This window comes from Methylotuvimicrobium sp. KM1, assembly GCF_044788715.1.
Lineage (GTDB): Bacteria > Pseudomonadota > Gammaproteobacteria > Methylococcales > Methylomonadaceae > Methylotuvimicrobium.
In genome coordinates, this window is sequence record NZ_CP173170.1 from 1,919,866 (window position 1) to 1,933,352 (window position 13,487).

Here is a 13,487-nt window from a genome sequence, read left to right on the forward strand (position 1 = left end):
TCATGTAAGAGATTTGAGATACCGAATGAAAGCAAGCCGGGATCGGTTTATCGATAAGAATAACGATGATTTCTTAACGGTTTGAACCCAATTTCTCGGTAATAGTTTCTCAAGTTTTTGTTTCACATTGACGATTTGGCCAACGATACTTTGATGTATTGCGCTGGTCTTGATCGTATCGATGATCCATATCAAAAAATCATAGGATACTTTGAACCACGCAAATGTTAGGAGCTTGACTTTGGCAATGCGAAAAAGCCAGAAAGTAAATGCAGCGACCGGAATTTTACCGATATAAAGAGTAATGCCGAAAGCTAGACTACCTTTGGCAAGCAAGCCGATTGCGATAAAGCCGAGTAGCTCGACCTGAATGAATAAAAACAGAAAAACGCACAGCAGCGCGTAGCGGTTCAAGTCGACAACCGAGGATTCTATTCGTTGCAAAACCTTTAGGCTATGGACAAACCTAAAAACCGGAATAGCGATCGTATCCCAGATCAGCTCTTCCAGCAGAATATAAATAAAAACCCAAAAGCCTAAGAATAAATTGCTGATTTTTTTTATAAATTTTGCCATAGAAAAGCCGGGGTGCAAAAGTAATCAAGCATTGGGTGAAAAAGATTAGAAAAGCGTATGTTTTTTAAATGGTGTAAGCCGAGACGATTTCGCCTTTGTTGTTCATCATCAGTTTTAAACGGCCATAGCATGACTTTTGGTCGCATTGGCATCCTGAACCTTCCATGATGCTTTCAAGGAATGTGACATAAATCAACCATTCGCCGGGTTGCCGGTCCAAAACCTCATATTGTATCGACTCGTTGATAATCCAACCGTTTTGGCTGCAAAAATCAGTCAATACATGGGTGTTTTCCAAAAACTTTTTTATCGGGTCGTCTTTCGTTTCAAGCATCGCCGTTACCGTTACTAGTTATTTGTTGTCGATTAAGATAAACAACCGGCACGGCTAAAGCAACCGACTCAACGGAATAAAGTCGAATCTGGTTTCAAGTATTGTAAACTTCTAGCCGACCGGAGAAACGGGCAGTTTTTGGAAGGTGCGGAATGTGTTGGGCGAATACACCTCAGCCTCCATATCTACTCCCTTTATACTCAAAAATTAATTAACTTTATGAAGGTATGGGGTGTGGCTAGCGAGGATGTCGGCAGCAGGGCAGATTTTTGCTCCTCGGTAATTGCTGAGTTACAGGGATGTAATGAATGCAGAAAATGCAGGAGCATTTTTCTGCCCTGCATCGCCTAAAGCGCCTACTGTTGGTGCCCTAATACACGCCATCCGTAGCGTAAATGCAAAATCTGCATTCACGCCATCCCTGGCGCTCGATTGCTGCCGTCAAGCCCCCATGGATGGGTTTACCCAGCACCTAAATTCCATAGTCCATTGGCTATGGTTAACTATCTGAGATAATTTAGGTGCTGGGTGAACGGCGGTCCTCGATAGACACATCCCATACCTTTTATTCTTAGACGGTTTTTCAATCAAAAGGGAGTGCTAACCTAACGATCATGAAGAAGCTGTCATTACACCGGCAAATGAAAGTTCGAGGTGTGAGGGATAGTGCGGTCGCTCGCCCGACAGGGCGTCCTTTGACGGTCACCCCGGTGCCGACTTTTCATCTATTGATGGTTATAAATGCTTTTTTAGGTTTAACGCTGAAGAAATTTCCTAGATCAGTGTCGCAACTAAATGATTGTGATCGGTCGCCATTAGCTTGGCATCGATAATTCGGTTTTCAATCGCTTTGGGTTCGTCGACCTCACAGCTGACTCGCAGATAATTCGGCGTATAACCGAAAATTCGATGTTTACCGTTGTCAAGGGACTCGGTTTGGCTTTCCCAAAGTATCGGTATGGTTTGTCCGAGATTTTCTACTTGGAATTGCTGTTTCATCATGTCGGCGAGTGAATGTAATTCTCGGCTGCGTTGTTTCTTGATCGTTTCCGGTATTTGATTCGGTAATGTAGCGGCTTTCGTGCCTTCGCGGCGCGAATAGGCGAAAATATGAATATGACCGAAACCGGTGTTTTCGATGAAATCGAAGCTTTCTTGCCATTCTTGTTCAGTTTCGCCTGGGAAACCGACGATGATGTCGGTCGTGATGTTGAAGTGCGGAATCGCAGTTCTCAAGCCGGTCACGATTTCACTGAACTCTTCGGTTTTGCAGCGTCTGGCCATGCGTCGCAGCACCGAATCCGAACCGCTTTGCAGTGGTAGGTGCAGATGCGGCATCAAGCGAGGACTATCGAAAAGCTCGACAAAATTGTTTGGCAATTCCCAAGGCTCCAGAGAACCCAGCCTGAGTCTCGGAATATCGGTATCGCTAAGAATTGCTTTGATCAGGTCGGACAGACTTCGATCGGTGTCGGATCCGTAACCGCCGAGATGCACGCCGGTGATGACGGCTTCATTGATGCCTTGGCTGTGTAGCGCATTGATTTCGTAGACGATTTCTCGTATCGGTCGGCTTTTTTCCTCGCCGCGAGCGACCGTTACGATACAGAACGTGCAGCGATAACGGCAGCCGTCTTGTACTTTGATAAACGCGCGTTGCCGGCCTCGGCTGAATAATGAGACTTCGCCGGGTTCGGTCGACATGGCCGGCATGCTGTCCATGTTCAGTTCGGTCAGGGTTTTGGCGACCAAACTATCTTTGTCTTGATTGCCGACGATGAGATCGACGCCCATCAATTGCTCGGCTTCTTCGCGGTTGAGTGTGGCGTAACAGCCGCTGACGACTAGTTTCGCAGCCGGATTGGTGCGATGTATACGCCGTATCAGTTGGCGCGATTTACGTGCCGCATCTTGCGTGACCGCGCATGAATTAATCACGATCAGATTCGCGTTCTCGGCTTGGCGAGTGATTTGATGGCCTTTTTGTTGGAAGGCCTGAGCCCAAGTTTCGAGCTCGGCTTCATTGAGACGACAGCCCAATGTTTTAAGATGTACGTACATTATCCAAAAAACCAATAGGTAATGAGTATGGCGGCTAAGATGCCGAAAAAGTCCGCTATTATCCCACAAGCGGCCGCATGGCGAATATTTTTGATGCCGACTGCGCCGAAATACACGGCTAAAACATAAAAGGTCGTTTCGGTGCTGCCTTGCACGATAGAGGCAAGACGTCCCGCGAATGAGTCGGCGCCGAGTGTTTGCATCGTATCGATCATCATCGCCCGCGCGCCGCTGCCGCTGAACGGTTTGATCAACGCGGTCGGCAATGCGTCGATGAAACGGTCATCCCAAGACAGCATTTTGACCAGTGCTCTAACCCCTTCAGCCACCAAATCCAACGCGCCGCTCGCGCGAAACACGCCGATGCCGACCAGCATTGCGACCAGGTATGGAATGATGCCGATTGCGGTTTGAAAGCCTTCCTTTGCGCCTTCGATAAACGCTTGGTATGCGTCGATTCGCCGGTATATCGCACCGCAGATAAATACGATGACCAACGTGAATAGAATGATGTTGCTGATCAGTGCGGACTGTTCGAGCATTTGTTCCTTAGGTAGCCGGTAAAAATATCCGACCACGGTAGCAATCAATATACTGAAGCCGCCAAGATATAATGCAACGACTCGATCGAACAAGTTGATTTTCTGAACCGCCGCGACAGCAATCAAGCCTGCCACGGTTGAAAAATAAGTGGCAATTAGTATAGGAATGAAGACGTCGGTCGGATTAGCGGCACCCAATTGTGCGCGGTATGTGAAAATCGTCACCGGAAACAAAGTGACCGCCGAAGTGTTGATGACCAGGAATAGGATTTGCGCGTTACTCGCGCTATTCGGGGTAGGATTCAAGGTCTGCAGTTCCTTCATTGCCTTGATGCCGAGCGGTGTAGCGGCATTGTCGAGACCGAGCATGTTCGCGGCGATATTCATGACCATCGCGCCCAAGGCCGGATGGTTTTTCGGTACTTCAGGCATCAGGCGCGTGAACAGCGGCGTCAAGCCGCGTGTTAGTAAGAGTATGAAGCCGCTACGTTCTCCGATACGCATGATACCGAGCCATAAGCTCAAAACGCCGGTCAAACCTAACGATATTTCAAAAGCCGTTTTTGAAAGCGCGAACATCGAAGACATGATGCGCTCGAAAACCTGATGGTCGCCCATAACGATCAGTTTGATGACGGCCGTCATGAAGGCGCTCAAAAAAAAGAAAATCCAGATGATGTTCAGCATGATCGGCGATGGTGTTATCGCGAGGTTCGGAGGACATGAGAATAGCGGAAGTATAACATGCACCGATTAGCGATAAAGCCGAGACTGAGATAAATCGGGAAAAAGAGGGCTGCCTCCAGGCAGCCCTAAAGTGGGGGTCAATCGAAAATTGACTATCTATTACTGCTATATTTTAGTTCAAAGCCTAAAATAATAAAAAGATAGCGGTTACGATTATTTCAGACGCTACAGTTTTTAATTGCGATTTTGTTCGCAGAATAGAGTATTCGCTAGTATCCTTCGCGCGGTCACATTTGCTGGTAAGCTTACGCGCACTTTTGTCCGATAGCTGCGTTACCTATATGGATGTAGGTAAGGAGCGTGAGCTGGAGCGGAAGCTTTTTGCATGACCATGGCTACGGCGGCGGCTCGCGTGACAACGCCGAGTTTTTCGAAAATATGCTCCAAATGCTTGTTGACGGTGCGTGGACTGCTGCCGAGGATGATGCCGATTTCTTTGTTGGTTTTGCCGCGAGAAATCCACATTAGTATTTCCGCTTCTCTCAAGGTAAGGCCTAAGGAGTCTTTCAGCGACTCAAGATCCCATTCTCGTGAGTCTACTCGATTTTGTAATAAGAGGAGAAATTCATGGGAATCGGCGCTTCGAGACAGTTTGATCGATAAGTCTCCGAGTGTGTGATCTATTTCCGAAGGTAATTTCCGGCCTATATGATCGGCCTGAAGTTGTTCTCGAAGCCATTCCGAAATCGGTTTCGGAGGGAGTGCGCCGATTTCGATTTGCGGGCCTGATTCAAGTTTTTCGGTTAATTGATTCAACAACTTTTCCGCGGATGGCGTTAACCAAGTAATACGCCCTGAGCTATCCACAGTTAAAGCGGCGAACGGGGCATGCTTTAACGCGGTTTTGGCACGTAGGATCGTTCTGGCTTGGGTTAGATGAACTTCGATTCGTGCCAATACTTCGTTCGGTTTGATCGGTTTGACGATATAGTCTAAGCCGCCTTCGTCGAAGCCTCTTAAAAGATTATCCAATTCGCCTAAGCCGGTCATGAACAAAATAGGAATGTCGGATGTTGCAGGGTTGCTCTTTATTTTTCGACAGGTTTCGAAACCGTCGATTCCCGGCATAACGACATCGAGTAAAATGATATCGGGTGGCAAAAAGTCGATTTGCTCAAGCGCGGAAAGTCCGTCTGTGGCGACTAATACCCGATATCCGGCTTCCGAGAGCGTGTCGGATAAAAACGCCAAATTACCGGGCGTATCGTCGATGATCAATACTGTGCCCTTATTATCGGAATGATTTGCCGCAGTCATAGTTTAAAATTGATTCCAAGCCATTTTGATAAATGTTAAAAGCAGGACCATAAACCTAAAAAAGCATTTCACCATGAAGAACATGAAGTTAATTCAATAGCTTGCTATGAGCTTGTATAGAACATTAACTCAGCCAAGATGTTAGCGAGAACGCTTAGGTGATATCTTGAAATTCTTCAGGAACTTCATGTGCTTCATGGTTAAACTGCCAAATTTAGGATAAAGGCTGAATATTCAGAATCGCAAGTTCAAATCTTATCGATCGAATCGGTCTTCACTCGCGTAATTTCAAGATCGTTACTCGATAACAGCAGTTTTTTGATTTCCCCGATTTGAAATTCGTAGGCCAACTTTTTTATTTTGGCGACGAATAGCGCGTATTCCGAAGCTAGAGGGTCTAATCGAGTCTTCAATCCAGTTAAATCGCCGATTCGAACGAATCCGGCGAGTTCGTCGATTACTTGTTTCGGGGGGAATACGATCGCATTATCTGCCGATTGATTCAAAACATGCGTGTCATCATGGTGCGGAATCCATTCCAGCGAGAGATGCAGACCAAGTTTGTATAATAACTCGCGAATGTTTACCGGCTTGGATAGAAAATCGTTGCAGCCGGCGTTGATTGCGGTGATTCGGTCCGTTAAATAGGCGTTAGCGCTCAGCACAACGATGGGGTTTTTAAAACCTTTCTCGCGTAGCTTTGTGGCAGTTGCTAAACCGTCGATATCCGGCATCGAAAGATCGAGTAGAATGAGGTCGAAAGGAATGTCCGAAACGATGTCGATACAGGCTCTACCGGATTCGGCTTCGTCCATGGCGAAACCGAGGGGTTCCAGAATCGAGATGATTAAATCGCGGTGTTCGGCCTGATCGTCGACGACGAGCAAGCGTTTACGATGTCCCGAGTAGCCTTGGACGTCAGTGTCTCTGACGGCTTCCGGCGTCGCGCCTTGATTCGGTAAAAATAGGCGCACCGTGAATGCCGAGCCCCGACCGGGCTCGCTCGTGACCGACAGTTCTCCACCCATGATTTCGGCGAATATTTTGCTTATCGTAAGCCCGAGTCCGCTGCCTGAAACGGCATTGCCGCCATTGTCGTGTATTCGTGTGAAGGGTTGGAAGATGTTTTGCAATTGATTTGGCTCGATGCCTTTTCCGGTGTCGATAATTTGAAAGTTGGCGACCTCGCCGCTGTAACCGATGCGAAAGATAATGCCTCCCGTTTCCGTGAACTTGACGGCGTTACTGAGCAAATTCATCAGAATTTGCCCAATCCGTTTTTCATCGCCGCGAATTCGCTGGGGCAGGGAATGGGTGAACTGGCAGCAAAACGATAAACCTTTTGATTCGGCCTGGGGTTTGTAGACACGCACCAAATGATCGATAAAAGCCGGAAAATGAAACGGCGCCGATTTAATTTCGAATTTACGCGCCTCGATACTCGCAATATCGAGAATATCTTCGACCAGCGATGATAGATGTTCGCCGCTGCGTTTTAATGTTGCGACCGCTTGTCGGCGGCGTTCGGGTATCTCCGGATCTTTTTGAAGAATATAGGCGTAGCCGATGATACTATTCAGCGGCGTTCTGATTTCGTGGCTCATGTTGCTCAAAAAACGACTTTTCGCGCTATTGGCAGCGTCGGCCATTCTTAAAGCTTGGGCCAATTTTACGTCGGTCTTTTTATGCTCCTCGATTTCCATCAATAATAATTGCGTTTGTTTAGCCGTTTCTTCATGGGCGACACGGCGGCTCTCATCGTTCAAAATCAGCCACCAGGTACACAAACCGATAAAAACCAACAGCGACGCATAAATCTTGACGAAATTTTCTAATAGCAGTCGAAAAGCAGGCAAATAAGGCTGAGCGGTCAATAAATCCTGATAATAAATAATTCCGACAAAAATACTGGTTAATACCGTTAGAAACAAAAACAGCAGGCCAAAACGCAGCAATCGCAAACGAGTCTGTAGCGATAATGTTTTCGGCATGAAGCGCCGGGCTACTATTTCCAAATAATCGTCGAGTCGTGCTCCGGGCTTGCAAGCATCCAGGCAACGCGCCTCAAGTGTGCAGCACAACGAACAAATACTGCCTTGATAAGCGGGACAATAGGCGACGTCTTCCTGCTCGAATGAGTTACCGCAAATGCTGCAGTGTTGATGAGACGCTTTGTTGTTTTCGTCCCTGTCGCGGGCCAGATATTGTTTCGGTCCGGCAACGACTGCGATGAGAGGAACAAGAATAAAAGCTAAGCCAAGCGAAATAAACGCCGAGAAAGCGCGCGGATAATCGCCGAATGCGCCAAGGTAGGCCAGTATCGAAACGATCGACGCGCATAAGGTTGCGATAATGCCGACCGGATTGAGGTCGGGCAGGTAGGCGCGCTTGAATTCGACGATTTTGGGGCTGAGGCCCAACGGCTTATTGATCATTAGTTCGGCAGCAACCGCGCTGATCCAAGCGATCGAGATGTTGGAAAACAAACCCAACACTTTTTCCAAAGCGCCGAAAACACCGAACTCCATCAACAATAACGCGATCGAGACATTGAATACTAACCAAACGACGCGTCCGGGATGACTGTGCGTCACGCGCGAAAAAAAATTCGACCAGGCGAGCGAGCCGGCATAGGCATTGGTTACGTTAATCTTTATTTGGCAGATGACGACGAATAGCGTCGTGACGGCCAGTGCAATTGCCGGATTGCCGAATAGGTCGTTATAAGCGATTAAATACATTTGAGTGGGTTCGTGTGCGTGCTCCGCTGCGATGCCGTTACGCAATGCGAGATGTGCGAGTAGAGCACCGCCTAATTGTCTGAGCATTCCGAATAATACCCAACCGGGGCCGGCGGCAATGGTGCCGAACCACCAACGAAAGCGGTTCTTCCGAGTTTTTTCGGGCATGAAGCGCAAAAAGTCTACTTGTTCGCCGATTTGAGCGATCATCGAAAATGCCACCGTCGCGGCGCTGCCGAACAGCAGCCAGTCGAAATCGCGTCCGCTGCCGGCGATCCAAAAATAGGTTTTGAGTGTTAGTAGTGCTTCAGGTTCGTGCCGGTAAACGGCGATATAAGGTGCGATCAACAAAATTAGCCAAATCGGCTGAGTCCATAGTTGCAGCCGACTGATCGTCGTGATACCGAATGCGACCAGCGGTATGACTATCACCGCGCTAATGACGTGGGCCAGTGCGATCGGGATTTGAAAATAGAGTTCGAGCGCGAGCGACATGATCGACGCTTCGAGTGCAAAAAGCGTGAAGGTAAACGAGGCATAAATCAAAGAGGTAACGGTCGAACCGATATAGCCGAAACCGGCGCTGCGAGTGAGTAAGTCTATATCGATGTTATACCTGGCGGCATAATAGCTAATAGGAAAGCCGGTGATAAAGATGACTAGGCCAACCACTAAAATTGCCCAGAACGCGTTGGTAAATCCGTAATTGATCGACAGAAAACCGCCAATGGCTTCCAAAACCAGAAACGAAGTCGATCCGAAGGCCGTATTAGCCACTTGGAATTCGGACCATTTGCGGAAACTACGCGGCGCGAAACGCAGAGCGTAATCTTCCAAAGATTCGTTAACAACCCAGGCGTTATAGTCGCGGCGAATTTTCGAGATGTTCTGATGAATTGGGGCGCTCATTGGTAGTCAAGCATGAGATTTCGGCTTTGAAAGCAAGTCATTGAACAATGAATAATTACAGCAATTTATATGCCGTAATTGTAATAAACTGTTTTCGAGCCGGACGGCACCCGATCGGTGCGCATGTGTCGAATAAAGGCGGCGGCGTGTTTTGATATGGTGCGAATGACGAAAAAACGCACATTATTAGTGCTGCGGAAAAAGGGCAGTGGGCGGAGCAAGGTTTTCCTATACCTTGTGCATATCGAACATTGTCATCATGCGCTCTCCCCGAAAGGGAAAGTGCAGAGGTAAATTTTAAACCTAACGCTCATGAAGGCCCGGCAATCGCCCAACAAATGAAAGTTCGGGGCGTGGGGAGGGTGCGGCCACTCGCCCGACAGGACGCCGTGAATACATCCATGTAGGCTCGACGGCGGCTGTCCCTGCCGCCGACGCCTGTCGATCGAGCAACCGCACCCTCTTCGGAACCTGCATTTTTACAGCAGCGTTTTGCATATCGATAAATTAGATAAGGAATGAAATTCCGCGAACTTTCAACTGCTCTCTTTAGGTTAAAAAATCGGAAATTTAACAAACGAGCGCGATAATTCCGATTTATTTTCTTTCATGGCCGAGTTTCAAAATAACAGGCGAACCTTGGTTATGGATCGTAATTTGTTTATAGCTTTTCTTTTCGACATCAATGTCATTTGACTTGGAGGGCTCGGGCTTGCCTGGTTCGGTTTGCGTTTCCGGTTCCTCAACGGTTTCGATTAAAACATCCGGAGCCCAGCTGGGACTGATCGCTTGAAGCGTATCCGTACGTTCTTCCGGTTGAACCTTGAGCGATTTCAACAAATTCAGGCAAACGGTGCTCACTTGGTCGATCAATCGCGAGCGTTTTTCGCCCCCTGAAAGCGGTTTTGCGATAAATTCCATCGTATAGTCCGCCGACTCGTTACTGTTCTCGGTCGAGATTAGTTTACAGGTTACCGGCACGATTTCCGCTTTTTGAAAATTTACGGCTCGCGGGTCGGAATTTCCGGCAGTAAATGAAAAACCGGTCGGGGTGCTACCGTTCTTGACGGCTTCGATCGTTGCCTGCATCCGATGGTCGGCGGGTTTATCGGCATCAATGCCGATGGTATAACCCCATTCGTTTAAATGACTTGCGATTGAGTCGGCCATTTCATGCTTCGCCGTGTCATCGGCTTGATAGCCGGCCGCTTCGATATCGAAAAAGATTTGCTTTACCGAAGCGGCATCGATCGGCGCTCGTTTCATATCGGGGCCTATCGTGCATCCGGTTAAGGTTGTCGCGATAACCGAAAGAGCTATGAAAACGCTTGATTTTAGGTGATGCAACGGTTCGATCATGGCTATCCTATGATTGGTAAAAATAAAAATTTACTTCTTTATGCCTTTCGCACTTCAAATTTCGGCGTAATCGCTTCCACTCTCTTAGGAAAAGTTCAGGGGAGAGGGAAGCCAAAAAATGAAAATGGGTGCGATCAATGAAAATTAAGCAACAGCGATGCCAAATCGAATTCGATCGCTTGGTAACCGATTTGATTATCAGCGATTTTAGTATCGAGTCATTCGGCATATCGACACACCAAAACTATGTATCCGTTACGGTTTTGGCCGGTACACTGCGAGCGTGTTTAATAAAGCTTGAAGCACTTTAGAATGCCTACCGGTATTTCGGTATACGTCATTTACCCGATAGGCTAAATAAACGAAAAGGGGTCAAACGAAAAGGGGTCAGGTTACTTTTTTTGATTGATGGCGCCCGATAAGAATGGTAACCGGGCCTCTTTTTTCAAACCGAAGTCGATTATGTTTATGTGAAAAAACTTTCCGATTAATCTCAATCCGCAACTAAAATGATCGTTTTCGAATTATCGCGGCTAATTAAGCATGAAAGAGCAATTGTTTACTTTTGAACAAATTCATATTGAAGTCGCACGAAATGCTTCCGACGACTTCAACCTGTTTCACGATAAACACAAATGGTTGCAGATTACTCATAATCCATTTAAAGGCCCCATCGTGCTGGGTTTTCAGTTGAACACACTGATCGAATACCAGATGCGACTGTACCGCGAGGCGCAGCATGAGGAGCAGATCATAGCCGATAAACAATTGCGATTTAGCAATTACCAGATTATTTTCGTCAATGCCTTACGGCCGAGCCAGGAATTTTCGCTGGAAATTAAAAAAACCTTGATTAACACGATTCCCGATTTGACGTTGACTAACCGCGTCGTCATAAAGTCGCAAGGCAAAACGATTTTGCTCGGCTATAAAAAAGAAACCCAAGCGCCGCTGTTTTTAGCGAATACTGATTTAGACGGCTTGCCGGATCTGCATACGGTTGCCGATAAAACCCTGGTGCCGGGCAGCGATTACTTTTTAATGCGAAAATGGATGCACAATGGCAATGTCAAAAATTTTCTATCGGGCTCTCTGGCCGAGCAATCTGATTATTTTGACGAACTCGCCGATGTTGCCCATTATCCTGAAATATTTCCTTGCAGCTTAACTTCCGGAGTCTTACTAGAAAAGGCCCAACTGGAGAATCACGATTTCAAGGCTAATCCAATGGTCTATACCTCGCATGAGTTATCGATCGACCGTCATTGGGTCGGGCAACTGAAAAACAACGATAAAGTTTATATATTGGTCAAACAACTGCCGGAGTCCAAAAACAATACCCTCAATAACACTAGAATCTTGTTGCGTTCTTACGAATGCTACGGGGTGCTGGAAAATAGGCAGATTCTATTCAGAATCAAACTAAACTTGGTGCCGTTGGAGGAAATCTTAAAAATTTGAAATTAAAAAGCTAACGGGGTAGTCGGTAGTAGACCTTAATATACCTTCCGCACTTCAAATTTCGTCAGTGCCAGAGGAGGCGCCTGGATCACCTGCAAATAAGCAAAAAAGGGTTGCTTTTTGGTGCGATGTTTTGGTTTTTAGGTGTCATTATCCTAAATTTGGCAGTTTAACCATGAAGTACATGAAGTTCCTGAAAAATTTCAAGATATTACCTAAGCGTTCTCGCTAACCTTTTGAATGAGTGCTCTATACAAGTTCCACAGCAAGTTATTGAATTAACTTTATATTCTTTATAGTGAAATGCTTTTTTAGGATTATTAGGTTGTTTTCTGTTTCTTTGAACGGATCGAAACAGCATAAATGCCATGTTGCGAATTCGATGGTGGATTCCCGTTTGTAAATATTATTAATTTTTAATTTAAGTTCGAGTTAACATAAACAATCGAGAATCCGAACTTGTGTAAATTTACGAAGGTGTAATGAAATCCAGTGTCAGGAAAAAAACGTTTGTGGTTGTTATTGCTGTTGTTACTGATATCCGGATGGATTGCATGGCATTTTCCTGATTACTCACCTTTAAAAAGCGGAATAGAAACGGAGTGGGATCTGAGCCGCTATCAACCGATTGGACCTGCTCGACGTGTCGACGGCATCCGAGAAAATCTCTCGGGAATCACCTATCATCCGCCATCGGGTCTGCTTTATGCCGTGACCAATAACCCCCGTAAGATTCATGTTCTCAATAAAAATGGCGAGTTGCAGCGGACAATTGATTTACCCGGTTTTCGGGATACCGAGTCCATAACCTACCTGTATGATAATTTTTTTGTGATTGCCGAAGAAAATCTCTACAACCTGATGCGGGTGGAAATCACTGAGGCAACAGAATCGATATCGCACGATCAGTCTGTAAGGTTTAATCTGGCAGAAAAAGATGATGACAATAGCGGTATCGAAGGCGTAGCGTGGTCGCAACAATTTGGCTTATTTGCGGTGAAAGAAACGCCTCCCGGCATTTTGCATCAGCCAGTTGATGGGCGGGGTATGGGCGTAGATTTGTCAGGATTATTGTCTATGCGACTGAAGGTAAGGGATTATGCCGGATTGAGTGTATTGCCTGGGAAGGAAGATAGGTTATTGATATTGAGTGAATCCTCCGACAGTCTGCATGTCGTCGATATGCAGGGGCGGGAATTATCGCGGCTCAGTTTACGCGAAGGAAAATTGGGTTTGATTGGCTGGCTATGGCAACCGGAAGGCGTGGCTGTTGATGACGACGGCCGAATTTATGTGGTCGGAGAGCCAAATCAATTTCTAGTTTTGGAACGGAGTCCGGGTTGATAGATTTCGCAGCCTCGCTATTAACAGATAATTGAAATCATTCGGCGTAGGCGATAAAAAGAAGCAGGACGGTATGTGCTTGAGCGTTGGAAGTGTTGAGCAAAAAATGGGTTCATAATAAAAATAAGCTCACCTATTTGCCTGTCGTAGTCTGCG

Annotated in this window: 10 protein-coding genes; 3 read left to right on the forward strand and 7 right to left on the reverse strand. The window is 46.7% G+C overall.

Annotated features, from left to right (window positions below; translation table 11 throughout):
- The 7 genes from ACINK7_RS08130 to ACINK7_RS08160 form a co-directional block, all read right to left on the reverse strand.
- Positions 1–576 carry a hypothetical protein gene (locus ACINK7_RS08130; RefSeq protein WP_404360838.1) on the reverse strand — a complete coding sequence of 192 codons (576 nt, stop codon included), beginning with the start codon at positions 574–576 and terminating at the stop codon, positions 1–3.
- A gap of 64 nt (positions 577–640) precedes the next feature.
- A complete protein-coding gene (locus tag ACINK7_RS08135) occupies positions 641–910 on the reverse strand; it encodes a hypothetical protein (RefSeq protein ID WP_404360840.1) in 270 nt (89 codons plus the stop codon).
- Between the two features lie 774 nt (positions 911–1,684).
- Positions 1,685–2,971, reverse strand: a complete 1,287-nt coding sequence (gene mtaB, locus ACINK7_RS08140) for a tRNA (N(6)-L-threonylcarbamoyladenosine(37)-C(2))-methylthiotransferase MtaB (RefSeq protein ID WP_404360841.1) — start codon at positions 2,969–2,971, stop codon at positions 1,685–1,687.
- Positions 2,971–4,200 (reverse strand): nucleoside recognition domain-containing protein, encoded by a 1,230-nt coding sequence (locus ACINK7_RS08145; RefSeq protein WP_404360843.1) that lies wholly within the window; start codon positions 4,198–4,200, stop codon positions 2,971–2,973. The genes mtaB and ACINK7_RS08145 overlap by 1 nt, the downstream gene beginning before the upstream one ends.
- A 333-nt stretch (positions 4,201–4,533) precedes the next feature.
- Positions 4,534–5,517, reverse strand: coding sequence for a response regulator (locus tag ACINK7_RS08150; RefSeq protein ID WP_404360845.1), 984 nt, complete (start codon positions 5,515–5,517; stop codon positions 4,534–4,536).
- A gap of 248 nt (positions 5,518–5,765) precedes the next feature.
- Positions 5,766–9,167, reverse strand: a complete 3,402-nt coding sequence (locus ACINK7_RS08155; RefSeq protein ID WP_404360847.1) for an ATP-binding protein — start codon at positions 9,165–9,167, stop codon at positions 5,766–5,768.
- A 597-nt stretch (positions 9,168–9,764) separates the two neighbouring features.
- Positions 9,765–10,526, reverse strand: a complete 762-nt coding sequence (locus tag ACINK7_RS08160) for a hypothetical protein (RefSeq protein ID WP_404360848.1) — start codon at positions 10,524–10,526, stop codon at positions 9,765–9,767.
- Positions 10,527–10,663: 137 nt separating this feature from the next.
- Between ACINK7_RS08160 and ACINK7_RS08165 the strand changes: the two genes are divergently transcribed.
- The 3 genes from ACINK7_RS08165 to ACINK7_RS08175 all read left to right on the forward strand — a co-directional run bounded on the left by ACINK7_RS08165 (position 10,664) and on the right by ACINK7_RS08175 (position 13,331).
- Complete coding sequence (locus ACINK7_RS08165; RefSeq protein WP_404360849.1) at positions 10,664–10,837, forward strand: hypothetical protein; 174 nt, start codon at positions 10,664–10,666, stop codon at positions 10,835–10,837.
- A 232-nt stretch (positions 10,838–11,069) separates the two neighbouring features.
- Entirely contained in the window at positions 11,070–11,987 is a 918-nt protein-coding gene (locus ACINK7_RS08170) for a hypothetical protein (protein ID WP_404360850.1), read from the forward strand.
- A gap of 492 nt (positions 11,988–12,479) precedes the next feature.
- Positions 12,480–13,331, forward strand: a complete 852-nt coding sequence (locus ACINK7_RS08175; RefSeq protein ID WP_404360851.1) for an SdiA-regulated domain-containing protein — start codon at positions 12,480–12,482, stop codon at positions 13,329–13,331.
- The last annotated feature ends 156 nt before the right edge of the window (positions 13,332–13,487 follow it).

Excerpts from the sequence above, each read along its gene's own strand:
- ACINK7_RS08135 (WP_404360840.1), bottom strand. The coding sequence starts at position 910 with ATGCTTGAAACGAAAGACGACCCGATAAAAAAGTTTTTGGAAAACACC.
- ACINK7_RS08150 (WP_404360845.1), bottom strand. The coding sequence starts at position 5,517 with ATGACTGCGGCAAATCATTCCGATAATAAGGGCACAGTATTGATCATC.
- ACINK7_RS08170 (WP_404360850.1), top strand. The coding sequence starts at position 11,070 with ATGAAAGAGCAATTGTTTACTTTTGAACAAATTCATATTGAAGTCGCA.
- ACINK7_RS08130 (WP_404360838.1), bottom strand. The coding sequence starts at position 576 with ATGGCAAAATTTATAAAAAAAATCAGCAATTTATTCTTAGGCTTTTGG.
- ACINK7_RS08145 (WP_404360843.1), bottom strand. The coding sequence starts at position 4,200 with ATGCTGAACATCATCTGGATTTTCTTTTTTTTGAGCGCCTTCATGACG.
- ACINK7_RS08160 (WP_404360848.1), bottom strand. The coding sequence starts at position 10,526 with ATGATCGAACCGTTGCATCACCTAAAATCAAGCGTTTTCATAGCTCTT.
- mtaB (WP_404360841.1), bottom strand. The coding sequence starts at position 2,971 with ATGTACGTACATCTTAAAACATTGGGCTGTCGTCTCAATGAAGCCGAG.
- ACINK7_RS08155 (WP_404360847.1), bottom strand. The coding sequence starts at position 9,167 with ATGAGCGCCCCAATTCATCAGAACATCTCGAAAATTCGCCGCGACTAT.
- ACINK7_RS08165 (WP_404360849.1), top strand. The coding sequence starts at position 10,664 with ATGAAAATTAAGCAACAGCGATGCCAAATCGAATTCGATCGCTTGGTA.